Here is a 23,641-nt window from a genome sequence, read left to right as displayed (position 1 = left end):
GCTAGTGGTCCAGCTGCTCCCGCAGCCGGGCCAGCAGGTCGAGGGCCGACTCGGCGATGACCGTGCCGGGCAGGAACACCGCGACCGCACCCATCTCCTGGAGCACGGGCACGTCGTCGGGCGGGATGACACCACCGATGGTGATCATGATGTCGGGGCGCCCCTGCTCGGCCAGCGCGTTCTTCAGCGCGGGGAGCAGCGCGAGGTGGCCGGCGGCCAGCGACGAGACCCCGACGACGTGCACGTCGGCGTCGATCGCCTGCTGCGCGACCTCCTCGGGGGTGGAGAACAGCGGGCCCACGTCGACGTCGAAGCCCATGTCGGCGAAGGCGGAGACCACCACCTTCTGGCCGCGGTCGTGGCCGTCCTGGCCCATCTTGGCGACCAGGATGCGCGGACGGCGCCCCTCGGCCTCCTCGAACTCGGCGGTGGCGTCGAGCACCTGCTTCACGAGCGTCCCCGCCTCGCTGCCGGCCTCGTCCCTGAACACGCCGCTGATCGTACGGATCACGGCCTGATGGCGGCCGTAGACCTTCTCCAGCGCGTCGGAGATCTCGCCGACCGTGGCCTTGGCCCGCGCCGCGTCGACCGCGAGCGCGAGCAGGTTGCCGTCGAGCGACCCCTTCCCCGCACCGCGCTCGGCGGAGTTCGTCAGCGCCTCCAGCGACCGGCGTACGTCGTCGTCGTCGCGCTCGGCGCGCAGGCGCTCGAGCTTGGCGACCTGCTGGCGGTAGACGTCGTCGTTGTCGACGCGGAGCACGTCGAGCTTGTCCTCCGCCGCGAGGCGGTAGGTGTTGACGCCGATGACCTTCTGGGTGCCGGAGTCGATGCGCGCCTGGGTGCGGGCGGCCGCCTCCTCGATGCGCATCTTCGGGATGCCCTGCTCGATGGCCTTGGCCATCCCGCCGGCGGCCTCGGCCTCCTGGATGTGCGCCCACGCGCGCTCGGCGAGGTCGTGGGTGAGCCGCTCGACGTAGTAGCTGCCGGCCCAGGGGTCGATGGTGCCGGTGGTGCCGCTCTCCTGCTGGAGCAGCAGCTGGGTGTTGCGGGCGATGCGGGCCGAGAAGTCGGTCGGCAGCGCGATCGCCTCGTCGAGGGCGTTGGTGTGCAGCGACTGGGTGTGGCCCTGGGTCGCGGCCATGGCCTCGATGCAGGTGCGACCCACGTTGTTGAAGACGTCCTGGGCCGTGAGCGACCACCCGGAGGTCTGGCTGTGGGTGCGCAGGCTGAGCGACTTGGGGTTCTGCGGCTCGAAGTCGCGCACCAGCCGGGACCACAGGGCACGGGCGGCACGCATCTTGGCGATCTCCATGTAGAAGTTCATGCCGATCGCCCAGAAGAAGCTGAGCCGGGGCGCGAACTGGTCGATCGTCATGCCGGTGTCGAGGCCGGCGCGGATGTACTCCACCCCGTCGGCCAGCGTGTAGGCCAGCTCCAGGTCGGCCGTGGCTCCGGCTTCCTGGATGTGGTAGCCGGAGATGGAGATGGAGTTGAAGCGCGGCATCTTCGCCGCGGTGTAGCTGAAGATGTCGGAGATGATCCGCATCGACGGCGCCGGCGGGTAGATGTAGGTGTTGCGGACCATGAACTCCTTGAGGATGTCGTTCTGGATGGTCCCTGCCAGCTGCTCCGGCTTCACCCCCTGCTCCTCGGCCGCGGCGATGTAGAGCGCCAGCACGGGCAGGACCGCACCGTTCATCGTCATCGACACCGACATCTCGTCGAGCGGGATGCCGTCGAAGAGGGTGCGGGTGTCGTAGATCGAGTCGATCGCCACACCGGCCATGCCGACGTCACCGCGCACGCGCGGGTGGTCGGAGTCGTAGCCGCGGTGGGTCGCCAGGTCGAAGGCGACCGACAGTCCCTTCTGGCCGGCTGCGAGGTTGCGGCGGTAGAACGCGTTGGACTCCTCGGCGGTCGAGAACCCGGCGTACTGCCGGATGGTCCACGGTTGGGTGGTGTACATCGTCGGGTAGGGACCGCGCAGGAAGGGGCTCAGGCCCGGCAGGGTGTCGAGGGCGTCGAGGCCCTCGAGGTGCTCGGGGCCGTAGACCGGGAGGATGTCGATCCCCTCGGGACTGGTCCACGCCTGACCCGCCTCGGTGGTCGCGGTGGGAGCGGGACGCCCCTCCCCCGTCAGCGGCAAGCCCGCAAAGCTCTTCGGAACACTCATGCCAGCTTCTCCCTCGTCCTGGTCAGGAAGTCGAGCGCGTCCACACCCATGGCGCAGGCGTCGTCGCTGTAGTCGGTGGCCTTGCCCGCCAGGACGACGTGCGTCGCCCCCGCCTCGCGCAGCGCGGCGGCGGCGTCGGCGCCCCACTCGGCGTACGTCGTGTCGCTGCCGGCCAGGCACACGACCGGCTGGCCGGCGTAGGTCGCGAGCAGGTCGTCGGTGCCGGACGTGGCGCCGGCGACCTCGACCGCGATCCCACCGGCCGCGAAGAGGTTGGTGGCGAAGGTGGCCCGGGCCGTGTGCGAAGCGATGGTGCCGAGCGTCGCCAGGAAGACCGGCGAGGCGGCGGGCTCGTCGCGCAGGGCCTCGAAGCTGGCGCCATAGCTCCGCACGCCGTCGAAGGCACCGTCGGGCTGTCGCTCGGGGAGCGTCTCGGCGAGGTCGGGGAACTCGGTGAGGCCGGTGATCGGCATGCGGCGCTTGGCGACCAGCGTCTCCCGCGCGGCAGCCGTCGCGGCGATGCGCTCCTCGAGGGCGTCGTGCCCGTCCTCCTCGATCCGGCCCAGCTCGGCCCAGCCGGCGACGGCGAGGTCGTCGGTGAGCTTCTCGACGGCGTAGGAGCCGCCGGCCGGGTCGGCGACCTTGGCCACGTGCGACTCCGAGATCAGCAGCGCGGAGGTGTTGCGCGCGATGCGGCGCCCGAGCACCTCGGGTGCCCCTAACGGGCTGTCGAAGGGCAGCACGGTCACGGAGTCGGCGCCGCCGACCCCGGCGGCGAAGGCCGCGACGGTGGTGCGCAACATGTTGACGTAGGGGTCGTAGCTGCTCATCATCGGCCGGCTCGTCACGACGTGCTGGCGCTGCTCGGTCGCGGTCCCCTCGCTGAGCTCCACCACGCGCGCCCAGAGACGACGCGCTGCCCGGAGCTTGGCGATCGTGGCGAACTGGTCGTCGGTCGCGGCGTAGCGGAACTCCAGGAGCCCGGCCGCCTCGTCGACGGACAGCCCGGAGTCGGTCAGCCTCCGCAGGGCGTCGGCGCCGGCGGCCATCGACCAGCCGAGCTCCTGCGCGTCGGAGGCGCCGCGGTCGTGCACGGTGGTGGCATCGACGACGACCCCGAGGAGACCCCGCTCGTGGGCGAGCTGCGCCACCTCGACCAGGTGGTCGCCGGAGCCACCGAGGTTGGTGCCGGGGGCCGGCGTCGTGTCGCCGAGGACGGCGAGGAAGGCGTGGGCCAGCGCGAGCTGGTCGTCGGTGCCGTCGAGGACGACGGGCGCGAGGTCGAGCAGCACGTCGTGCAGCACGGTGGCGAGGTCGGCACCGGACGCGACCTGGAGCCACAGCGACGTCACGCCACCGTTGAGGTCGACCAGCGCGGTCTCGTTGAGCTCCTTGGCGTCCTGCCCGTCGTGGGCGCGCAGGTGTGCGCGGATGTCCCAGTCGCCCGAGCGCGTCGGGCGGCCCGTGGTGCTGAGGTCGTCCAGCAGGGCGGCGGTGCCGAGAGGGGTGACGTCGATGCCGTCGAGGGTGGTGCGGGTCAGCTTGTCCCAGACCAGGGAGTCGGGGTCGTCGTCCTTCAACCGGCGCGACTTGCGCAGCACGGCGGCGGTCGCGGCCTCCCAGTCGGCCAGCGTGTGGCGATCGTCGGGCGAGGCCAGCGCGAGCGTCCCCTGCTCCGGCTCCAGCTCGGTGGGCTCGTCCAGGCCGCCGTCGACGCGCTCGGCGGGAGTCCCCTCAACAGTCATGGTGCGAACCATAGGAGCAACCCGAGAACCTGTTCCAGGAAGTGTGATGTTGTGGACAGCTCACGACGGCGACGTCCCGAGGAGGGAGCGCAGCGCGTCCTCCACGACCTGCTGGCGGGTCCGGCCCCGCTCCGCGGCCCACCGGTCCACCTCGTCGAGCAGGTCGGCGGGCACCTCGACACTCCCCCGCACGGGAGCCTCGCGCGCGTCCGGGCCGAGCTTCGCCAGTGCCGCGACCACCACGGTCCCGAGCACGTCGAGGATCGCGACCACCCCGACCAGGCGAGCGGTGACGTCGTCGTCGGCCTCCATGCCCAGGACCAGGGCGCTCAGGATCACGGCGAGCAACGTCGCGAGCAGCACGGTGAGGGCGAGGAGGACCCGCAGGCCGGCACCCCGCCCCGCGGCGAGCACCAGCAGCAGGCAGGCCTGGGCCAGGGTCGCCGCCAGGATCGTCCCGACCCCGAAGGCCTCCACCACCGCCTCGGAGGACGACTCGCCGTCGCTCCAGATCATCAGCAGGGAGGTCGCCAGGGGGACCACGACGACGAGGCCCCCGAAGGCACCCACCGGTTGGTACGCCGTGCCTGCAGTAGCGAGATAGCAGAGCACGGCCACGCTCACGACGCCCACGACCAGGGTCGTGAGCAGCACCCGCACCTGCGTCTCGCCGAACTCCCCACCCGCGAGCAGCGCCAGCACCCCCAGCAGAGCGGCCAGGGAGAACGACGCGACCGTGACGTTGACGATGACGCGCCGCAGCGGTGCCGGGGTGTCTCGGGTCATGCGAGCACTGTCACACAGCACGTGCGCCACTGTTCACGGTCCGGCCATGCCGGTGTCTGCCGCGCGTCGCCCGCCGGGGCCACCGTCGGGAGCATGCGGATCGCCCTGGTGACCGAGACGTTCTACCCCGCCGTCGACGGCACGACGACCACGCTCAAGGCCGTGGTCGACCGCCTCGTCGACACCGGGCACTCGGTCCGGATCATCGCGCCGGCTCCTGGCCTGACCTCCTACCGCGGCTGTGACGTGGTGAGGGTCCGCCCGCTGGAGCCGGTCGGCGCGCAGGTGCGCGCCGCGCTCGACGACTTCGCCCCGGACCTGGTCCACGTCACCTCGCCCGGCCCGCTCGGTCGCAAGGCCTTGAAGCACACGCACCGCACCGGACTGGCCTCGCTCGTGGTCGAGCAGTCGCCGGTCCTCGACCAGACCGCGGACTACTGGCGCGCCAAGGTGGCGGCCCGTGCCGATCGCGTGCTGGTCACCTCCACCTGGATGGTCGACCGGATGACGGAGTTCGGCGTCGACGTCGACCTCTGGCGTCCCGGGGTCGACTCCACGGCCTTCACCCCCTCCCTGCGCGACGAGTGGCTCCACGGCTCCTGGTCGCGCTCCCGCTCCCGGGCCGTGCCCCTGGTGGTGGTCGGCTTCGTCGGGAGCCTCCACAAGCGCCACGGCGTACGACGCCTCGCCGAGCTCGCCGCCCTGCCGGGGATCCGCCCGGTGATCATCGGCGACGGCCCCCAGCGCGGCTGGCTCGAGGAGCGGCTGCCCGACGCCAAGCTGACCGGGACCCTGAGCACGGGCGACCTGACAGTCGCGCTGCCCTCGCTGGACGTGCTCGTCCACCCCGGGGAGCACGAGACCTGCTCCCACGTCCTGCGCGAGGCCGCGGCCAGCGGTGTCCCGGTCGTGGCCCCCCGCTCCGGCGGTGCCACCGACGTGGTCCGCAGCCTCGAGACCGGTCTCCTGCACGCCCCTGGGGAGGGCCGCTCCTTCCTACGGGCCGTCGAGTCCGTCGTCGCCGACCGCCACCGTGCCCTGCTCGGGACGCGGGCGCGCGAGGTGGCGCTGGAGCGCACCTGGACCCAGGCCGTGGACGAGCTGGCCGCGACCATGGCCGAGATGACGGCCGCACCGCGCACCACTGCACCGCGCTGACCTGGTGGCAACGGGCGTGGCTGGGGTGTTTGTCACACGCCCCGCAGCACAGCCACAGCCCCTGTCGACGTAAAGTGGGTTCTCGTGGCAACCACGGACTCACGACCGGCCCTCGTCAAGGGCTCGCGCGCATCGCGCTCGACCATCTCGCTGAAGCTCATGATGGCCATCTCCGGCCTCGTCTTCATCGGCTTCGTCCTCTCGCACATGTACGGGAACCTCAAGGCGTTCGGGGGCGAGGAGAAGTTCAACGACTACGCCGAGCACCTGCGCACCATCGGTGAGCCGCTGCTCCCCGAGTCAGGGCTCCTGTGGATCCTGCGGGTGGGCCTGATCGTCTCGCTGGTGGTGCACGTGGCCTGCGCGGTGGTCCTCGCCCGTCGGGCCTCCGCGGCCCGCCCGGTGAAGTACGCCGTCAAGAAGAACAAGCACTCCTCGGTCTCCTCGCGCACCATGCGCTGGGGCGGCGCGACGATCCTGGTCTTCCTGGTCTGGCACCTGCTCAACTTCACCATCGTCAAGGTCAACCCCGCAGGTGGCGAGACCGACAACCCCTACACGTTGATGGTCGACACCTTCGACCTGTGGTGGATGACGATCATCTACCTCGTGGCGATGGCGGCGCTCGCGCTCCACCTGCACCACGGCACCTGGAGCTCGCTCCAGACGCTCGGCCTGACCAACACCGCCGCGTCCCGCACGCGCGCCAAGCTCGCGGGCTGGGTGCTCGCGGTCGTCGTCGCCGGCGGCTTCTCGCTCGTGCCCCTGTCCGTCCTGCTCGGCATCATCGAGAAGTAAGGGAGTCCTCGACATGGCTGGATCCACCCTCCACGACGGCACCACGCCGCTCAACAGCGCGCCGGTGCAGACCTCCGACGACGCCCACGGCTACTACACGCTGGGCGACAACATCGTCGACACCGCCGCCCCGACGGGTCCCATCGCGGACCGCTGGACGACGCGCAAGTTCGAGAACCGCCTGGTCAACCCGGCCAACCGCCGCAAGCTCGACGTCATCATCGTGGGCACCGGGCTCGCCGGTGGCGCGGCCGCCGCGACGATGGGCGAGGCCGGCTACAACGTGAAGTCGTTCTGCTACCAGGACTCCCCGCGTCGGGCCCACTCGATCGCCGCCCAGGGCGGCATCAACGCGGCCAAGAACTACAAGGAGGACGGCGACTCGACGTTCCGCCTCTTCTACGACACGGTCAAGGGCGGCGACTACCGCTCGCGCGAGTCCAACGTCTACCGACTGGCCGAGGTCAGCGTCAACATCATCGACCAGTGCGTCGCGCAGGGCGTCCCCTTCGCGCGTGACTACGGCGGCCTCCTCGACAACCGCTCCTTCGGCGGCGTGCAGGTCTCCCGCACCTTCTACGCCCGCGGCCAGACCGGCCAGCAGCTGCTCATCGGCGCCTACCAGGCCATGGAGCGCCAGGTCGCCGCCGGCACGGTCCAGCAGTTCACCCGTCACGAGATGCTCGAGCTGATCGTCGTCGACGGCAAGGCCCGCGGCATCATCGCGCGCGACCTGGTGACCGGCGAGATCGAGACCCACCTGGCCGACGCCGTCGTGCTCGCCTCGGGTGGCTACGGCAACGTCTTCTTCCTGTCGACCAACGCCATGGGCTCCAACGTCACCGCCACGTGGCGCGCGCACCGCAAGGGCGCCTACATGGCCAACCCCTGCTACACGCAGATCCACCCGACCTGCATCCCGGTCTCGGGCGAGCACCAGTCCAAGCTCACCTTGATGAGCGAGTCGCTGCGCAACGACGGCCGCATCTGGGTGCCCAAGAAGGCCGAGGACTGCGAGAAGGACCCGCGCGACATCCCCGAGGAGGACCGCGACTACTACCTGGAGCGGATCTACCCCTCCTTCGGCAACCTGGTCCCCCGCGACATCGCCTCCCGCCAGGCCAAGAACGTCTGCGACGAGGGTCGCGGCGTCGGCCCGATGGTCGGCGACTTCCGTCGCGGCGTCTACCTCGACTTCGCCGACGCCATCGCCCGCCTCGGCGAGGACGGCATCCGCGAGAAGTACGACAACCTCTTCGACATGTACGCGCGGATCACGGGTGAGAACCCCTACGAGGTCCCGATGCGGATCTACCCCGCCGTGCACTACGTCATGGGCGGTCTCTGGGTCGACTACCACCTGCAGTCCAACATCACCGGCCTGTTCGTGACCGGTGAGGCCAACTTCTCCGACCACGGCGCCAACCGCCTTGGCGCCTCGGCGCTGATGCAGGGCCTGGCCGACGGCTACTTCGTGCTGCCCAACACGATCCGCGACTACCTCGCCGACGGCCCGTTCCCGGCCGTCGACGAGACCCACGAGGCCGTGGTGGAGGCGCGCCAGCAGGTCGAGTCGCGCATCGCCAAGCTGCTCTCGATCAACGGCACGCGCTCCGCGGACAGCTACCACAAGGAGCTGGGCCACATCATGTGGGAGTACTGCGGCATGGAGCGCTCCGAGCCCGGCCTGCGCAAGGCCATCGACATGATCAAGCAGCTCAAGGCCGACTTCTGGACCAACCTCAAGGTCCTCGGCACCAACGAGAGCCTCAACCAGAGCCTCGAGAAGGCCGGCCGCGTCGCCGACTTCATCGAGCTCGGCGAGCTCATGTGCGTCGACGCGCTCAACCGCCGCGAGTCCTGTGGTGGCCACTTCCGTGCCGAGTCCCAGACCGACGAGGGCGAGGCGCTGCGTCACGACGAGGAGTTCGCCTACGTCGCGGCCTGGGAGTTCGGCGGCGACGACGGGCAACCGGTGCTGCACAAGGAAGACCTGATCTACACGGCCATCGAGATGAAGCAGCGGAGCTACAAGTGAACCTCACCCTCAACATCTGGCGCCAGGCCCACAAGGACGCGGCCGGTGCGATGCACCAGTACCACGTCCAGGACATCTCCGAGGACATGAGCTTCCTGGAGATGCTCGACCTCCTCAACGAGGACCTCAACGAGAAGGGCGAGGACCCGGTCGCCTTCGACCACGACTGCCGCGAGGGCATCTGCGGCTCGTGCGACCTGATGATCGACGGCCAGGCGCACGGCCCGGAGGTCACCACGACCTGCCAGCTGCACATGCGCTCCTTCAAGGACGGCCAGGAGATCACCATCGAGCCGTGGCGCGCCAACGCGTTCCCGGTCGTCAAGGACCTGGTCGTCGACCGCTCGGCGTTCGACCGGATCATCCAGGCCGGCGGCTACATCTCGGCCAACACCGGCTCGGCCCCCGAGGCCAACTCGGTGCCGGCCCCACGTGACAAGGCCATGCGCGCCTTCAACGTCGCCACCTGCATCGGCTGCGGCGCCTGCGTCGCCGCCTGCCCCAACGGCTCGGCCTCGCTGTTCCTCGGCGCCAAGATCACCCACCTCGGTGAGCTGCCCCAGGGCCAGCCGGAGCGTTACACCCGCGTCGTCGACATGGTCGCCCAGCACGACCACGAGGGCTTCGGTGGGTGCACCAACATCGGCGAGTGCACGAGCGCCTGCCCCAAGGAGATCCCGCTCGACGTGATCTCCCAGCTCAACGCCGACCTCCGCACCGCGCTGCGTCAGGGCAAGTAGGCCCCGCTCGACCTGCACCACCCGCGCCACCAGGGAGGCCCGACCGGTTCGTCCGGTCGGGCCTTCGTGCTCCCCGGACCGACGGCCCCCCTGCACGACCAGGTCACTCCTCGCTCATGCCCGGTTCACGTCGCCTCGCGATCCTGCGGCATGACCCCGCCCCCCTCCGAGGAGCTCCCGTCGTGCTGCGAGTCGTCGTACCTGCCCTGAACGAGGCCGAGAACCTGCGCGTGCTGGTGCCGCGCATCGTCCCCGAGATCGACCTGTTCGCCCCCGGCGGTGGCGTGCTGGTCGTCGACGACGGCTCGAGCGACGACACGGGCAAGGTGATGGCCGAGCTCATGGCCGAGCTGCCCTCGGTGGAGCTGATCACCCTGCGCCACAACCTCGGCAAGGCCGCCGCGCTCCAGCGCGGCTTCGAGGCCGCGCTCGAGGACGGCGCCCGGGTCGTGGCCATGATGGACGCCGACGGGCAGGACGACCCACGTGAGCTCGGCCGGCTGCTCGAGGCCGTCGAGCAGGGGGCCGACCTGGTCACCGGCGCCCGCCTCCAGCGCCAGGACCGGCTGGTGAAGCGGCACACCTCGCGGCTCTACAACCGCGCCACCGGGATGTTGTCCGGAGCACCGGGTCGCGACTTCAACTCGGGCTTCAAGATGATGCGCGCCGGCGTCGCGGCCGACGTCTCGCCGATGCTGTACGGCGAGATGCACCGCTACCTGACCGTCATCGCCCACGGGCTCGGCTACCGGGTGACCGAGGTGCCCGTGGAGCACCACCCGCGCATGTCCGGATCGAGCAAGTACGGCCTGGCCCGCTTCTGGCGCGGCTTCGTGGACCTCCTGACCGTGCGCTTCCTGCTGAGCTACGAGCACCGGCCCTCCCACCTCTTCAGTGCCGTGGGGGCGACCAGCCTGCTCCTGGGCATGCTGACGCTGGGCTACCTCACGGTCGTGAAGCTGACCGGGCAGCCGATCGGCGAGCGACCGCTGCTCCTGGCCGGTGTCCTCTTCGTGGTGGTGGGAGTGCAGCTGGTGCTCTTCGGGCTCCTGGCCGAGCTGGTCGTCAACGCGCGCAACCGCGGGACGGAGCGGCGTACGTGAGGTTGCCGTCGGCCGTGCCGGCCCCCCGACCGCTGGTGGTGCTCGCCGGCGTGGCGGTCGCGGTCGGAGTGACCATGACCGTCGTCGGCGCCTGGCGCACGGGCGTCTCCTGGGACGAGACCTATCACGTGATGCGGATGCGCAACTACCTCGCGTCCGGGTGGTACCTCCTCGACGGCGACCTGCTCGCCGGCGAGCCCGGGCCCTGGGAGGACCAGCGCTACGTCTACGGCCCCGTCACCATGGGCCTGGCCCACCTGTGGTCCATGGTGTGGGGCCTGGAGGGCGCCGGTCAGGTCTCGACCAGCCCGGAGGCGTTCGCGGCCCGGCACCTGGTCGTCGCCCTGATCTCCTTCGTCGGCGTCGGGGCCACCGCCGCGCTCACCCGGCTCGTCACCGGCCGCTGGACCTGGGCGCTGGTGGCCGCCGCGCTGCTGGTGTCGGTCCCGACCTGGACCGGGCACGCCATGTTCAACGTCAAGGACGTCCCGGTGGCGACCGGCTACACGCTCACGACGCTCGGCCTGGCCGTGCTGTGGGTCTCCTCCCGGCTGCGTCACCAGGCGGTCGGGTGCTGCACGATCGCCGCCGGCATCGTCCTGGCCGTGGGCACCCGCCCGGGCATCTGGCCCGGGCTGGTGCTGGCCGGCGCCCCGGTGGTGCTGCTCGCCCTGCACCAGCGCGACCGGGTCCGGCTCTCCCTGCTGGTCACCGCCCTCGGCACCGCGGCCCTCGTCCTGGTGCTGGTCTATCCCGAGGCCTTCGGTGCCCCCGTCGACGCGCTGCTCGGCAGCGCCCTGGAGTCGTCGCGCTACGACGGCCGCCAGGGCGACTGGTGGTACCTCCCGCTGTTCCTCCTCATCGAGCTGCCGACCCTCCACCTCCTGCTCGGCGCGATCGGCGTCGTGGTGTGCGTGCGCCACTTCGCGCGGGAGGACCAGCCGGCCGGTCGGCTGCGCCTGGTGCTGGTGCTCGTGCTGCTGCAGGCCCTGGCGCTCCCGGCGATCGCGGTCGCGCGGGAGTCCAACCTCTACACCGGCCTGCGTCAGCTCCTCTTCGCCGCCCCCGCCCTCGCCGTCCTCGCCACCCTCGGCGTCCAGGCCGTGCTGCGCGCCGGCCGGGGCCGAGGCGTGGTCCTGCGGCGGGCCGCACCTGCTCTGGTGGCGGTCGCCCTGGTCAGCCCCTTGGTCGCCCAGGCCCAGCTGTTCCCCTACAACTACGCCTACTCCAGCGAGCCCGCCACGCTCGTCGGCCCGATGGCCGCGGCACACGACCGGGAGTGGGAGATCCCCACCGACTACTGGCGCACCAGCGTGCGCGAGCTCGCGCCGCTCGTGCCCGTGGGCGGGCTGGTCACCTGTTCCCCGTCCTACGACGAGGAGGGACGATCGGTGCCCTACTCCCACGAGAGCCACCAGAACTGCGCGACCGACCCGGTCGGTCCGCTCGCGCCCTACGACGACGCGCGCGCGTCCAGCTGGCCCGACCCACCCACGCAGTTCCTCGCGATCGACACCGGCACGGAGCTCTTCGGCACCAACTGCCGCCCGCTGGCGGAGGTGACGCGGCGGCTGCACTGGCGCACCGTGACGATGTCCTACGTCGCCTCGTGCGACCTCGTGCTGGAGCCCTATCCCCCGGCCGGCCTGGTGTTCTCGGGTGATGGCACCGGTGGCCAGGTGCTGCTCGACGGGTGGTCACAGCACCGCGCCGACCCCGGCATCGGGCTCCTCCCCGACGCGGACACCGCCCGCATCGGTCTCACCCTGCCCGGCGACCTCGGCGAGGGCCCGGTCGTGCTGCGGGCGACCACGACCGGGGCGTCGGAGGTGTCCGTGACCGCCAACGGAGTGCCGGTGCCCGTCACCACCTCCGGCACCACGCTCACGGCGAGCATCGACGACGCCACCGTCCAGGCCTACGGCGAGGAGCGGCTCGTGCTGGGCTTCTCGGGCGCCGGGCTGCGACTGCTGACCCTGCGCCTGACCGGAGCAGCGTCGTGAAGCGCGCCTACGTGGCCCTGCTGCGTGGCCTGCGCCTGCTGCTGCGGGCGACCGGCCTCCTCGGCCTGCTCGACCGGGCCGCGCGCCGCTGGCCCACGGCCCTGTGGGTCCGGTCGTGGTTCGCCGTCTACGACCTCGACGACCTGGTGGCGCTCGACGTGCCGTGGTGGACCTTCGAGGCCGGCGAGGCCGTCGACGCCTTCCTGCGGGCACGGCCGGGCGCCACGGTCTTCGAGTGGGGCTCCGGCGCCTCCACCGTCTGGTTGGGCCGACGGAGCGGCACCGTGCACAGCGTCGAGCACGACGCCGACTGGGCGACGCGGATGACCCCCGTCCTCCCGCCGGGTGCCCACCTGAGGCTCGCACCCGCCGTACGCGTCGTCGGGCCGCCGGCCGTCGGCTCGGCCAAGCCCGGCTTCGACCACCTCGACTTCACCGACTACGTCGGCGCGATCGACGACGTCGACGGCGAGCTGGACCTGATCATCATCGACGGCCGCGCCCGCGAGCACTGCCTCGACCGCGCCGTGGACCGGCTCTCCCCCGGCGGGCTGATCGTCCTCGACAACGTCGAGCGCGCGCGCTATCGCGACGCCCTCGCCCGGCGTGACGACGTCGACGTCCGCTGGACCCGCGGACGGACCCCGACCCTCCCCTACCCGACCCGCACGGCCCTCGTCTCCCGTCGGGACGCGCAGGTCGCGTCGTGAGGCCCTGGCTCAGACGCCACGGCCTCGACGTGGCGCGGTGGGTCTTCCTCGCGCTGGTGCTGGTGGGCGCCTGGTGGGGCCTGCGCGGCCGCGGCGACGAGGTGCTGGCCGCGATCTCCACGACCTCGCCCGTCGGCGTGGCGGTCGCGGCGGTCCTCGTCCTGCTCGGCCTGCTGGCCACCAGCGCAGCGTGGCTGGGGCTCCTCGAGGGCTTCGGGCACCGCTTGCCGGGCACCTCGGGACGCGCGGTGTTCTTCGTCGGGCAGCTCGGGAAGTACATCCCCGGCTCGGTGTGGTCGATGGGCGCCCACGCCCAGCTGGCCCGCAGCCACGACGTCCCGCGCCGCGTCACCGTCAGCACCTCGCTGATGTTCCTCGCGCTCAACCTCGCCACGTCCGGCCTGGTCGTCGGTGCCGCGGTCCTGGCCGGCACCTGGCAGTCGGTGCTGCCCCGGTGGGCGGTCCTGCTGGGCGTCGCCGCCTGCCTCGTCGGTCTCACCCCGCCCGTGGTCAACCGCGTCGGCAGCCTGCTGAGCCTGCGCGCCGGAGAGCTGCGACTGCGCGGGCGCGACCTCGTGCGACTCGTGGTGCTCATGGCCTTCACGTGGAGCTGCTACGCCGGGATCATCGTCGCGGTCGCCCCCCAGCCCGACGCCGGTCTCTTCCCGCTGGCAGCCGGCGCGTTCGCCCTGGCGTACGCCGTCGGCGTGCTCGTCGTCGTGGCGCCGGCCGGGGTCGGGGCCCGCGAGGTCACGCTGATCGCGCTGCTCGCCCCGGTCCTCGGGGTCGCCGGAGCGACGGGCGTGGCCCTGCTGACCCGGGTGCTGCACAGCGGAGGCGACCTGCTCCTGGCGCTGCTCGCCTGGCTGCACGACCGCTCCCACGGTCAGGTCGCCCGCCGGGACCTCACCGGGTCTGCCTGAAGGCCTTCCAGCCCAGGGAGCCGAGGAGCCCGGCGATGGCGACGTTGACCACGATCAGGATCGAGTGGGCGACCCAGTAGCCGGTGGCACGCTCCTCGCCCGACTCGTAGGCCGACCACAGGGTGCGGGCGAACTGGCCGAAGGTGACGACGTTCCACGCCGCCACGGCCAGCAGCAGGACGGCGTGCTTGCGCTCGAACCTCATCGACGATCCTTCTTCCTCAGCACGGCGGTCACGGCGAGCATCGCCGCGGCACCACCGACGAACGGGCCCTTCCAGGATCCGCCACCACCCTGGGCGGCTCCTGAGGGGGTCGCACCGGCGCTGACCGCGGGCAGGTCGCTCAGCGAGGGGACCTGCGGGCCCTGCATCATCGCCGGCTCCTCCACCCGGGCCGCACGGGCCTCGGGCGAGGTGTGCGCCCACGCGGCGGCATAGAGCACGACCCGCGAGAAGTAGTTGATCCAGACCACGAGGATCAGCGCGATGCCGAAGGCCTGGAAGGCGGGCTGTCCCTGCGTGGCCGAGAGGAGGCGACCCGACAGCAGCTTGAGCAGCTCGAACCCGACGGCGCCCAGGAGCGCCCCGGAGACCAGGGAGCGCCGCGGTGTGTGCGGGTCGGCGAGCAGCCTGAACAGCGCGAGGAACAGGATCGTCGAGGCCACCAGGCCGAAGGCGACGCCGAGCACCCACAGGAGCGGCTTGAGGGCGACCCCGAGCCCGACCCACTCCAGGATCTGCCCGGAGAAGCCGGACACCAGCCCGGAGATGCCGACGCTGAGGATCAGCGTCACCCCCACGGCCGCCAGGGTCATCAGGTCGCGCAGCTTGCCGACCACGAAGCTCGGCTGCTCGAAGCTCGGCAGCTCGAAGGCGACGAGCAGGGCGTCGCGCAGGCTCGAGAGCCAGCCCAGGCCGGCGTAGAGCACACCGAGCAGGCCGAAGCCGACCGCGGTGCCGGCGGCATCCTCGATCTGCGTCAGCGAGATCTGCCCCTCCTTGTTGCCGATCATCTCGGGAAAGATCTGCTCGATGGCCTCGATCGTGGAGACGCGGGCGTCGGGGTAGAGGTAGGAGACCCAGCCGATGACCGCAAAGGACAGCGCCAGGATCGGGAAGAACGACAGGAAGCCGAAGTAGGTGACCGCCCCGGCCTGCTGCCCGGACTTCACCGCCCCGTAGTGCTCCTGCATGCGCACGACGTGGTCGACCACGGGACGCCGCTCGCGCAGGTGGGCGAGACGTTCGGAGAGTCGTTCCTTGAGGGAGGCCATGCGGAGGTCACCTGCCGAGAGAGGGCCGAGGGGTCGGTCGGGGATGGACGCCGGGGGGGTCGGGCTCAGTCTGCCGGGCGCAGCGGGAAGTCGCGGGTCGGTTGCCACCCCTGCTGATCGTCGTGGACGTAGAGGTGGAAGGACGTCACGGGGAACTCGCACTCGAAGTCCGCCAGCTCGGCGAACGCCTGGTCGAGGCGCTCGTCGTCGAGGTGGTGCGCAACGGTCACGTGCGGGTGGTAGGGGAACTCGAGGTCGGTCCTCAGCGGTCCGCTGCGGACCGCCTCCGCGAGCTGCTCGCACTGGGAGATGCCCTCGACCAGGGTCACGAACACCACCGGTGAGACCGGGCGGAAGGTGCCGGTCCCGCGCAGGTGGACCCCGAAGGCCCCGACCTGGTGGGCCGCCTGCTCGAGGTGGGTCTCGATCTCCTCGACGGTGCCGTCGGCGATCTGCGAGGGCGGGACCAGGGTGATGTGGGTCGGGATCATCGTCGCCGTGGTGTCGCCGACAGCCGTCCGGTAGTCCTGCAGCTCGGTGGCCCAGGGCTCCGGGATGGCTACGGCCACTCCGATTGTCGGCATCGCTCGCGACTCTAGCGGGCGGCCGCGACGAAGCCGACGCGCTGGTAGACGTCGCGCAGGGTCGCCTCGGCGACCGCGCCGGCCTGCTCCGCGCCCTGGCGCAGGACCTCGGTGAGGTGGGCCTGGTCGTCGAGCAGCTCCAGGGTGCGCTCGCGGAACGGCGTCACGAAGTCGACCACGACGTCGGCGAGATCGCCCTTGAGGTCGCCGTAGCCCTTGCCGGCGTACTGCTCCTGGATCGCGGTCGGCGCGTGTCCGGTGAGCGCGGAGAAGATCGTGAGCAGGTTGCTGACCCCGGGCTTGGTCTCGGGGTCGAAGCGGATCTCGGCGTCGGAGTCGGTGACCGCCGAGCGGATCTTCTTGGCGCTGACCTTGGGCTCGTCGAGCATCTCGATGATCCCGGCCGGCGAGGAGGCCGACTTGGACATCTTGGCCGTGGGGTTCTGCAGGTCGCCGATCTTGGCGGTGGCCTTGAGGATGTAGGGCTCGGGGAGCCGGAAGGTCTTCTTGTAGCGGTGGTTGAACCGCTGCGCCAGGTCACGGGTCAGCTCGAGGTGCTGGCGCTGGTCCTCGCCGACGGGGACGTAGTGCGGCCGGTAGAGCAGGATGTCGGCGGCCTGGAGGATCGGGTAGGTGAAGAGGCCGACCGAGGCGGCGCCCTCCCCCTGCTTGGACGACTTGTCCTTGAACTGCGTCATCCGGCGCGCCTCGCCGAAGCCGGTCAGGCAGTTGAGCACCCACCCCAGCTGGGCGTGCGCGGGGACCTGGCTCTGGACGAAGATCGCCGAGCGAGTCGGGTCGATGCCCATCGCGAGCAGCTGGGCGGCGGCCCGCAGGGTGCGCTCACGCAGCACCTTGGGGTCCTGCTCGACGGTGATCGCGTGCTGGTCGGCGATGAAGAAGAACGGCTGGTGGTCGCGCTGGAGGTCGACCCACTGACGCAGGGCACCGAGGTAGTTGCCGAAGTGGAAGGAGTCGGCTGTGGGCTGGATCCCCGAGAGCACGCGGGGGCGGGCGCCACCCGACACCGCCGAGGGGACCTCGACCTGCGGGTCGGTGGTCGGAGCGGACATGTCACGCATTCTGTCAGGGTGAGGGCCCTGACCGACATCGGGGGCGATGACCGGAGGGTTAACGGTTTGCCCGGCACCGCGCCGGTTGGCAGGGTGCTCCCATGTCGCTAGCTCCCACCCTCACCGACGGCGTCGTCACCCTCCGGGCCCACACCCCCGAGGACGCCTCGGGGGTCGTGGAGCAGTGCCTGGACCCGCTCTCGCAGCAGTGGACGGCCGTGCCGGTGCCCTACGCCCGGGCGGACGCCGACGCCTACGTCAGCGAGGTCTGCCCCGTCGGGTGGCTCTCCGACACCGAGTGGGCCTTCGCGGTCGAGGCCGAGGGCCGCTTCGCGGGCACCGTCTCGCTGCGCAACGAGGGCCACCGGCGCGCCGAGATCGCCTACGGCGCGCACCCGTGGGCGCGCGGCACCGGTCACCTCGAGCGCGCGGTGCGGCTGCTGCTCGACTGGGGCTTCACCGAGCGCGACCTCACGACAGTGGTCTGGTGGACGCGCCAGGGCAACTGGGCCTCGCGCAAGCTGGCCTGGAAGGTCGGCATCGAGGTCGAGGGCGCCGTGCGCCGGTGGGTGACGCACCGCGGCGAGTCCCATCCGTCGTGGGTCGGGACGTTGCTGCGCGAGGACGCCCGGGAGCCGCGGTCCCCGTGGCTCGACTGCCCCGTGCTCGTCGAGGACGGCGTGCGGCTGCGCCCGATCGTCGCCACCGACGCGGCGCGCATCCAGGAGGCGTGCTCCGAGGCCCGGACCCAGCACTGGCTGGGCCAGCTCCCGAGCCCCTACACCGTGGACGACGCGCTCGCCTACGTCGAGACCCGCACCCAGCAGCTCGCGGAGGCCACCGGTGTCACCTGGGCGGTCACCGCACCCGACGACGACGTCCTGCTCGCGACGATCGGGTGGTTCAACCACACCGCCGGCGTCGACTGCGAGATCGGCTACTGGACCCACCCGGACGCCCGCGGGCGGGGCCTGATGACCCGGGCCATGGGGGTGGTCACCCGGCACGTCGTGGCGGAGCTGGGCGTCGCGCGGGTCACGGCCTACGCCGCCGTCGACAACACGGCCTCACGACGGGTGATCGAGGCCAACGGCCTGCGCCAGTACGGCGTCGAGCGTCTCGGGATCCAGCTGCGGGACGGCCGCGCCGACATGGCGCTCTACGACGCGCTGGCCGCCGAGGTGCCGCCGCTCACGCGCTGACCGTCTCGCGGCGGTTGCTGCGGAGCTGGGCACGGGCCGAGACGACGAGCACGACGAAGCCGGCCACCGAGAGGCCCACCCCGACGAGGGCCGGCGCGCGGTAGCCGTAGCCGGCGGCGATCACCAGGCCACCGAGCCAGGCGCCGAGCGCGTTGGCGACGTTGAGCGCGGCGTGGTTCATCGCGGCGCCCAGGGTCTGGGCGTCGCCGGCGACGTCCATCAGCCGGAGCTGGAGGTTGACGACCAGCACCGACCCGAGCGTCGTGATGCCGAAGGCCACGGGCAGCAGCAGCCAGCCGTGGGGAGCCGCGAAGAAGAACAGCACGAGCAGCACGCCCATGCCGACCGAGGAGCCCAGCAGGGAGCGCATGATCGACCAGTCGGCGAGCTCGCCGGCCAGCCAGGTGCCGGCGACCATCCCGAGGCCGAAGACCAGCAGGAAGACCGGCACGGCGCCGTCGCCGAGACCGCCGAGCTCGGTGACGGTCGGCGCGATGTAGGAGAAGACGGCGAACATGCCGCCGAAGCCGACCGCGCCCACGAGCAGCGTGAGCCAGACCTGCGGCTTGGAGAAGGCCGCGAGCTCGCGACGGCCGGTCGCCTCGCTGTCGCCGGGGATCGACGGCACGAAGGCCAGGATCATCGCGACCGTCACCAGGGCGAGGATGGAGACCGCCCAGAACGCGGCGCGCCACCCGAGGTGCTGGCCCAGCCAGGTGGTGGCCGGCACGCCCACGACGTTGGCGACCGACAGGCCGAGCATGACCATCGCGACCGCGCGTCCCTTGCGCTCCGGCGGCGCGAGGCTGGCCGCGACCAGGGACGCCACGCCGAAGTAGGCCCCGTGCGGGAGACCGTCGAAGAACCGGGCCAGGGCGAGCAGCTCGAAGCTCGTCGCCAGCGCGCTGAGCGCGTTGAACACGGCGTACGCCGCCATGAGGGCGACGAGCAGTCCCCGGCGCGGCCACTTGGCACCGAAGAACGCGAGGACCGGCGCGCCCACCACGACGCCGAGGGCGTAGGCGGAGATCACGTGGCCGGCCGTGGGGATGGAGACGTCGACGCCGCCGGCGATCTCGCGGATCAGGCCCATCGTCACGAACTCGGTCGTGCCGATGGCGAAGCCGCCCATCGCCAGCGCCAGCACGGCCAGGGCGAAGTGCGGGGCCCGCGTGGGCGTGGGCGAGGTGGTCCCGAGGGTCGTCGACATCGTCACCCATCCTCCAACCGCCGGCCCGCGTGCTCCTATTCCTCAGGGCTGATCAGGCCGGTGACGTGCGGCACGACTCCGTGCGGGCCGGGCTCAGCAGAGGTTGCCGAACTCCTCGACCGCGGTGTCGAGGTCGGCCTCGGCGTCGGCCACGGCCTGGTCGTCGACCGGGGTGCCCTCACGGGCAGCGTCGGCCTGCGCGACGAGCTTGTCGAGCGCCTCGCGGGCCTGCGTGATCTTGCCGCCGGTCTCGCCGTCGACGCGTCCCTCGAGGGCCTTCAACGAGTCCCGCAGGGCAGTCAGCTCACGGCGCGCGGCCTGCGGGTCGGCGTTGAGCTCCTCGACGGCCTGCTTGGCCTGGTCGCTGGCCTCGTCCATCGCCGTGCGCGCCACGGAGCACGCCGCGTCGCTGGCGGTGTCGCGGGCGAGGTCCTCCACGTCGGAGCAGCCCACGAGAGTCACGGAGAGGAGCAGGGCGGCACCGGCGGCGAAGAGCTTCATGCGCCAGACGCTAGCCGAGTCGGCGCAATGTCACAGACCTGGCTGCAACATCGCGCCGACTCGGCGAGGGGTGGTGCGGGTCAGAACGCGGCGAGCGCCTCGTTGAGCGTCGTCGAGGGGCGCATCACGGCCTCCGCCTTGGCGTCGTCGGGCTGGTAGTAGCCACCGATGTCGGCGGGGTGGCCCTGGACGCCGTTGAGCTCACCGACGATCTTCTCGGCGTCAGCGGCCAGCGACTCGGCGAAGGGCTTGAAGACGGCCGCGAGGTCGGCGTCCTCGGTCTGCGCGGCGATCTCCTGGGCCCAGTAGAGCGCCAGGAAGAAGTGCGAGCCGCGGTTGTCGATGCCACCGATGCGACGGGTGGGCGACTTGTCCTCGTTGAGGAAGGTCTCGGTCGCCTTGTCGAGCGTGGCGGCGAGGACCTTGGCGCCCTTGTTGTCCGCGAAGTCGGCGAGGTGGTCGAGGCTCGCGGCGAGCGCGAAGAACTCACCGAGGCTGTCCCAGCGCAGGTAGTTCTCCTTGACCAGCTGCTGCACGTGCTTGGGGGCCGAGCCGCCGGCGCCGGTCTCGAAGAGGCCGCCGCCGTTCATCAGCGGGACCACCGACAGCATCTTGGCCGACGTGCCGAGCTCGAGGATCGGGAACAGGTCGGTGTTGTAGTCGCGCAGGACGTTGCCGGTCACCGAGATGGTGTCCTTGCCCTTGCGGATCCGCTCGAGGGAGTAGGCCGTCGCGTCGGCCGGCTTCATGATCTCGATCGTGAGGCCCTCGGTGTCGTGCTCGGGGAGGTAGTCGGCGATCTTGGCGATCAGGTTGGCGTCGTGGGCGCGGGCCTCGTCGAGCCAGAAGATCGCGGGCACGCCGGTGGCGCGGGCACGCGTGACGGCGAGCTTGACCCAGTCGCGGATCGGGGCGTCCTTGGTCTGGCACGCGCGCCAGATGTCACCGGGCTCGACCGTGTGCTCGATCAGCGCCTCACCGGCGCTGTTGACGACCCGCACGGTGCCGGCGGCCGGCACCTCGAAGGTCTTGTCGTGCGAGCCGTACTCCTCGGCCGCCTTGGCCATCAGGCCGACGTTGGGGACCGAGCCCATGGTGGCCGGGTCGAAGGCGCCGTGGGCGCGGCAGTCGTCGATGGTCGTCTGGTAGACGCCGGCGTAGGAGGAGTCCGGGATCACCGCGAGGGTGTCGGCCTCCTCGCCGTCGGGGCCCCACATGTGGCCCGACGTGCGGATCATGGCGGGCATCGAGGCGTCGATGATGACGTCGGAGGGCACGTGCAGGTTGGTGATGCCCTTGTCGGAGTCCACCATCGCCATGGTCGGGCCGTCGGCCAGGCCCTGGTCGATGGCGGCCTTGATGGCGTCGCCGTCGGGGAGCTGCGCGACCGCGTCGAGCAGGGCACCGAGGCCGTCGTTGGGCGAGATGCCCGCGGCGGCCAGCTGCTCGCCGTACTGCTCGAAGAGCGTCGGGAAGAACGCCTGCACCACGTGGCCGAAGATGATCGGGTCGGAGACCTTCATCATCGTGGCCTTGAGGTGGACCGAGAAGAGGACGTCCTCGGCCTTGGCGCGGGCGATCTGCTCGGTGAGGAAGCGGCGCAGGGCCGCGACGCTCATGAAGGTGCCGTCGACGACCTCGCCGGCCAGGACCGGGATCGACTCCTTGAGCACGGTGACGGCGCCGTCGGTGCCGACGTGCTCGATGCGCAGCGTGTCGTCGGCCGGGATCACGACGCTTTTCTCGTTGGAGAAGAAGTCGCCCTGGTCCATGGTCGCGACGTTGGTCTTGGACTCGGGGACCCAGGCGCCCATGCGGTGCGGGTGCGCCTTGGCGTAGTTCTTGACCGACAGCGGCGCGCGGCGGTCGGAGTTGCCCTCGCGCAGGACCGGGTTGACCGCGGAGCCCTTGACCTTGTCGTAGGCGGCGCGGGCGGCCTTGTCCTCGTCGGTGTCCGCGGTCTCGGGGAAGTCCGGGATGTCGTAGCCCTTGTCCTGCAGCTCCTTGATCGCGGCCTTGAGCTGCGGCACGGAGGCGGAGACGTTGGGCAGCTTGATGATGTTGGCCTCGGGCGTCTTGGCCAGGTCGCCGAGCTCGGCGAGGGCGTCGTCGACGCGCTTCTCGTCGGTCAGGCGGTCCGGGAACTGCGCGAGGATGCGCCCGGCGAGGGAGATGTCGCGCGTCTCGACCTCCACGCCGGCCTTCGCGGCGTAGGCCGCGATGATCGGGAGGAAGGAGTACGTCGCGAGCAGCGGCGCCTCGTCGGTGTGGGTGTAGATGATCTTGGCCATGTCCTGCGGCTCCTGAAACGGTGGCGAGTGGACGAAAAGTTCCTTGACGTCAAGATACCTGACCGCACGGTCGAGGTCCGACCCGGCCAGCCTCGCACCCCGGGCCGCGGTGCGGCAACGGAGGCGTACGACGGGTGGTGGCGGACGGTGGTCGCGTCGTCGTGGCTGCCTCCCCGGGAGCCTGCGTCAGGTCTAGAGTGCTCGCGTCCCGAGGTTTCGCACCACTCGTCCCAGGGGAAGGCACGCCCATGACTGAAACTCCCACCCCACCCACCACGGCCCAGAAGTTCAGCGCCGAGGTGATCGGTACCTTCGTCCTGGTGCTCTTCGGCTGCGGCACGGCCGTCTTCACCGGTGTCGACCTGGTCGCCACCGGGCTCGCCTTCGGCCTCGCCGTGATGCTCATGGCCTACGCCGTGGGCCGCGTCTCGGGCGGACACTTCAACCCCGCGGTCACGCTCGGCGCCATCATCGGCGGCCGGCTGCCGTGGAGCCAGGCCGGCCTCTACATGGGGGCCCAGGTCCTCGGCGGCCTGCTGGGCGGCGGCGTCCTGCTCGTCCTGCTCCTGGGCGTCGACGGGTTCTCGGCCTTCGACGACTCCATCGGCGCCAACGGGTGGGGCGACGACGGCACCGGCTACGCCCTCTGGGCGGCCCTGCTGATCGAGCTCGTCCTGACCGCCATCTTCGTCTTCGTCATCCTCGCCGTCACCGACGAGCGCAACGAGCACCCGGCCATGGCCCCCCTGGTCATCGGCCTGACGCTGACGGCCATCCACTTCGTCGCGATCAACGCCACCGGCACCTCGGTCAACCCCGCTCGCTCGATCGGCGCCGCGGCCTTCAGCGGCCCCGACCCGCTGATCCAGCTGTGGGTCTTCATCCTCGCGCCGCTCCTCGGCGGTCTCGCCGGTGGCTTCCTCTACCCCGCGGTCTTCGGTCGCGCCTCCGACCCGGTCCCCGGCTCGGGCTTCAGCTTCGGCTCCCGCCCCGCTGCTGCCGCCGTCCCCGGCTACGGCATGCCCGACCAGTACCAGCAGCAGTGGAACCAGCAGAACCCCGCCTACCCGCCCGCCACCCAGGCTCCGGCCCAGGCCACGCAGACCTCGATGCCGACGCCGACCGCGCAGCAGACGCCGCAGGCGGCCCAGGGTGGCCAGGCCGCGCAGTCCGGATGGGGCGAGCAGCCGATCATCCAGGACGGCTGGCAGTGGGACCCCCAGGCCCAGCAGTGGATCCCGGCCCAGCAGCAGGCACCCCAGGCCCAGTGGCCCTCCACTGACCAGGGGGGCGGCCAGACCCAGATCCGGCCGCCCGAGGGGCACTAG

At 71.4% G+C, this 23,641-nt stretch carries 20 protein-coding genes; 10 read left to right on the top strand and 10 right to left on the bottom strand.

Annotated elements, in window-relative coordinates; translation table 11 throughout:
- Nucleotide 1: 1 nt before the first annotated feature.
- Genes scpA through AAG827_RS00570 form a run of 3 tightly spaced genes read right to left on the bottom strand, consistent with a single transcriptional unit; the run spans nt 2 to nt 4,704 of the window.
- The gene (gene scpA, locus AAG827_RS00580) at nt 2-2,173 is read right to left on the bottom strand and encodes a methylmalonyl-CoA mutase (protein ID WP_341923815.1); all 2,172 of its coding nucleotides are present in this window, start codon (nt 2,171-2,173) and stop codon (nt 2-4) included.
- Complete coding sequence (locus AAG827_RS00575) at nt 2,170-3,918, bottom strand: methylmalonyl-CoA mutase family protein (protein ID WP_341923814.1); 1,749 nt, start codon at nt 3,916-3,918, stop codon at nt 2,170-2,172. The genes scpA and AAG827_RS00575 overlap by 4 nt, the downstream gene beginning before the upstream one ends.
- A 60-nt stretch (nt 3,919-3,978) precedes the next feature.
- Nucleotides 3,979-4,704 carry a ribbon-helix-helix protein, CopG family gene (locus tag AAG827_RS00570; RefSeq protein WP_341923812.1) on the bottom strand — a complete coding sequence of 242 codons (726 nt, stop codon included), beginning with the start codon at nt 4,702-4,704 and terminating at the stop codon, nt 3,979-3,981.
- Nucleotides 4,705-4,797: 93 nt separating this feature from the next.
- Here AAG827_RS00570 and AAG827_RS00565 point away from each other — a divergent pair, with 93 nt between their 5' ends.
- From AAG827_RS00565 to AAG827_RS00530, 8 genes are all read left to right on the top strand, one after another.
- Entirely contained in the window at nt 4,798-5,862 is a 1,065-nt protein-coding gene (locus AAG827_RS00565) for a glycosyltransferase (RefSeq protein WP_341923811.1), read from the top strand.
- Between the two features lie 84 nt (nt 5,863-5,946).
- Nucleotides 5,947-6,660 (top strand): succinate dehydrogenase cytochrome b subunit, encoded by a 714-nt coding sequence (locus tag AAG827_RS00560; RefSeq protein WP_341923810.1) that lies wholly within the window; start codon nt 5,947-5,949, stop codon nt 6,658-6,660.
- A 13-nt stretch (nt 6,661-6,673) separates the two neighbouring features.
- Nucleotides 6,674-8,698, top strand: a complete 2,025-nt coding sequence (locus AAG827_RS00555; protein WP_341923809.1) for a fumarate reductase/succinate dehydrogenase flavoprotein subunit — start codon at nt 6,674-6,676, stop codon at nt 8,696-8,698.
- Nucleotides 8,695-9,438, top strand: a complete 744-nt coding sequence (locus AAG827_RS00550) for a succinate dehydrogenase/fumarate reductase iron-sulfur subunit (RefSeq protein WP_341923808.1) — start codon at nt 8,695-8,697, stop codon at nt 9,436-9,438. The genes AAG827_RS00555 and AAG827_RS00550 overlap by 4 nt, the downstream gene beginning before the upstream one ends.
- 182 nt (nt 9,439-9,620) lie before the next feature.
- Nucleotides 9,621-10,541 carry a glycosyltransferase family 2 protein gene (locus tag AAG827_RS00545; RefSeq protein ID WP_341923806.1) on the top strand — a complete coding sequence of 307 codons (921 nt, stop codon included), beginning with the start codon at nt 9,621-9,623 and terminating at the stop codon, nt 10,539-10,541.
- Between the two features lie 14 nt (nt 10,542-10,555).
- Entirely contained in the window at nt 10,556-12,544 is a 1,989-nt protein-coding gene (locus AAG827_RS00540) for a hypothetical protein (protein ID WP_341923805.1), read from the top strand.
- Entirely contained in the window at nt 12,541-13,254 is a 714-nt protein-coding gene (locus tag AAG827_RS00535; protein WP_341923804.1) for a class I SAM-dependent methyltransferase, read from the top strand. Before AAG827_RS00540 ends, AAG827_RS00535 begins: the two co-directional genes overlap by 4 nt.
- Nucleotides 13,251-14,177 (top strand): lysylphosphatidylglycerol synthase domain-containing protein, encoded by a 927-nt coding sequence (locus AAG827_RS00530; RefSeq protein ID WP_341923802.1) that lies wholly within the window; start codon nt 13,251-13,253, stop codon nt 14,175-14,177. Before AAG827_RS00535 ends, AAG827_RS00530 begins: the two co-directional genes overlap by 4 nt.
- Here AAG827_RS00530 and AAG827_RS00525 read toward each other — a convergent pair.
- The 4 genes from AAG827_RS00525 to trpS all read right to left on the bottom strand — a co-directional run bounded on the left by AAG827_RS00525 (nt 14,161) and on the right by trpS (nt 17,109).
- Nucleotides 14,161-14,382 carry a hypothetical protein gene (locus AAG827_RS00525; RefSeq protein ID WP_341923800.1) on the bottom strand — a complete coding sequence of 74 codons (222 nt, stop codon included), beginning with the start codon at nt 14,380-14,382 and terminating at the stop codon, nt 14,161-14,163. The two genes, AAG827_RS00530 and AAG827_RS00525, sit on opposite strands and share 17 nt — an antisense overlap.
- Entirely contained in the window at nt 14,379-15,452 is a 1,074-nt protein-coding gene (locus tag AAG827_RS00520; RefSeq protein WP_341923799.1) for a YihY/virulence factor BrkB family protein, read from the bottom strand. The genes AAG827_RS00525 and AAG827_RS00520 overlap by 4 nt, the downstream gene beginning before the upstream one ends.
- A 65-nt stretch (nt 15,453-15,517) precedes the next feature.
- A complete protein-coding gene (locus AAG827_RS00515; RefSeq protein ID WP_341923796.1) occupies nt 15,518-16,036 on the bottom strand; it encodes a 2'-5' RNA ligase family protein in 519 nt (172 codons plus the stop codon).
- A gap of 11 nt (nt 16,037-16,047) precedes the next feature.
- Complete coding sequence (gene trpS / locus AAG827_RS00510; protein ID WP_341923795.1) at nt 16,048-17,109, bottom strand: tryptophan--tRNA ligase; 1,062 nt, start codon at nt 17,107-17,109, stop codon at nt 16,048-16,050.
- Nucleotides 17,110-17,210: 101 nt separating this feature from the next.
- Here trpS and AAG827_RS00505 point away from each other — a divergent pair, with 101 nt between their 5' ends.
- A complete protein-coding gene (locus AAG827_RS00505) occupies nt 17,211-18,311 on the top strand; it encodes a GNAT family N-acetyltransferase (protein WP_341923794.1) in 1,101 nt (366 codons plus the stop codon).
- Here the strand turns inward: AAG827_RS00505 and AAG827_RS00500 are convergent.
- The 3 genes from AAG827_RS00500 to AAG827_RS00490 all read right to left on the bottom strand — a co-directional run bounded on the left by AAG827_RS00500 (nt 18,301) and on the right by AAG827_RS00490 (nt 22,313).
- Nucleotides 18,301-19,521 (bottom strand): MFS transporter, encoded by a 1,221-nt coding sequence (locus AAG827_RS00500; protein WP_341923793.1) that lies wholly within the window; start codon nt 19,519-19,521, stop codon nt 18,301-18,303. The genes AAG827_RS00505 and AAG827_RS00500 overlap by 11 nt on opposite strands.
- A gap of 93 nt (nt 19,522-19,614) precedes the next feature.
- Nucleotides 19,615-20,022: a hypothetical protein gene (locus AAG827_RS00495; RefSeq protein WP_341923792.1), complete on the bottom strand. Its 408-nt coding sequence runs from the start codon at nt 20,020-20,022 to the stop codon at nt 19,615-19,617.
- A gap of 80 nt (nt 20,023-20,102) precedes the next feature.
- Nucleotides 20,103-22,313 carry an NADP-dependent isocitrate dehydrogenase gene (locus AAG827_RS00490; RefSeq protein ID WP_341923791.1) on the bottom strand — a complete coding sequence of 737 codons (2,211 nt, stop codon included), beginning with the start codon at nt 22,311-22,313 and terminating at the stop codon, nt 20,103-20,105.
- Nucleotides 22,314-22,561: 248 nt separating this feature from the next.
- Between AAG827_RS00490 and AAG827_RS00485 the strand changes: the two genes are divergently transcribed.
- Complete coding sequence (locus AAG827_RS00485) at nt 22,562-23,641, top strand: MIP family channel protein (RefSeq protein WP_341923790.1); 1,080 nt, start codon at nt 22,562-22,564, stop codon at nt 23,639-23,641.

Origin of the sequence: Nocardioides psychrotolerans, from assembly GCF_943371775.1 — a bacterium.
GTDB classification, from domain to species: domain Bacteria; phylum Actinomycetota; class Actinomycetes; order Propionibacteriales; family Nocardioidaceae; genus Nocardioides; species Nocardioides psychrotolerans_A.
The sequence above is the reverse complement of the archived record's forward strand: the minus strand, read 5'-3'. Positions and strand labels throughout refer to the sequence as shown.

Excerpts from the sequence above, each read along its gene's own strand:
- AAG827_RS00490 (WP_341923791.1), bottom strand. The coding sequence starts at position 22,313 with ATGGCCAAGATCATCTACACCCACACCGACGAGGCGCCGCTGCTCGCG.
- scpA (WP_341923815.1), bottom strand. The coding sequence starts at position 2,173 with ATGAGTGTTCCGAAGAGCTTTGCGGGCTTGCCGCTGACGGGGGAGGGG.
- AAG827_RS00555 (WP_341923809.1), top strand. The coding sequence starts at position 6,674 with ATGGCTGGATCCACCCTCCACGACGGCACCACGCCGCTCAACAGCGCG.
- AAG827_RS00515 (WP_341923796.1), bottom strand. The coding sequence starts at position 16,036 with ATGCCGACAATCGGAGTGGCCGTAGCCATCCCGGAGCCCTGGGCCACC.
- AAG827_RS00525 (WP_341923800.1), bottom strand. The coding sequence starts at position 14,382 with ATGAGGTTCGAGCGCAAGCACGCCGTCCTGCTGCTGGCCGTGGCGGCG.
- AAG827_RS00570 (WP_341923812.1), bottom strand. The coding sequence starts at position 4,704 with ATGACCCGAGACACCCCGGCACCGCTGCGGCGCGTCATCGTCAACGTC.
- AAG827_RS00505 (WP_341923794.1), top strand. The coding sequence starts at position 17,211 with ATGTCGCTAGCTCCCACCCTCACCGACGGCGTCGTCACCCTCCGGGCC.
- AAG827_RS00520 (WP_341923799.1), bottom strand. The coding sequence starts at position 15,452 with ATGGCCTCCCTCAAGGAACGACTCTCCGAACGTCTCGCCCACCTGCGC.
- trpS (WP_341923795.1), bottom strand. The coding sequence starts at position 17,109 with ATGTCCGCTCCGACCACCGACCCGCAGGTCGAGGTCCCCTCGGCGGTG.
- AAG827_RS00495 (WP_341923792.1), bottom strand. The coding sequence starts at position 20,022 with ATGAAGCTCTTCGCCGCCGGTGCCGCCCTGCTCCTCTCCGTGACTCTC.
- AAG827_RS00485 (WP_341923790.1), top strand. The coding sequence starts at position 22,562 with ATGACTGAAACTCCCACCCCACCCACCACGGCCCAGAAGTTCAGCGCC.
- AAG827_RS00500 (WP_341923793.1), bottom strand. The coding sequence starts at position 19,521 with ATGTCGACGACCCTCGGGACCACCTCGCCCACGCCCACGCGGGCCCCG.
- AAG827_RS00565 (WP_341923811.1), top strand. The coding sequence starts at position 4,798 with ATGCGGATCGCCCTGGTGACCGAGACGTTCTACCCCGCCGTCGACGGC.
- AAG827_RS00575 (WP_341923814.1), bottom strand. The coding sequence starts at position 3,918 with ATGACTGTTGAGGGGACTCCCGCCGAGCGCGTCGACGGCGGCCTGGAC.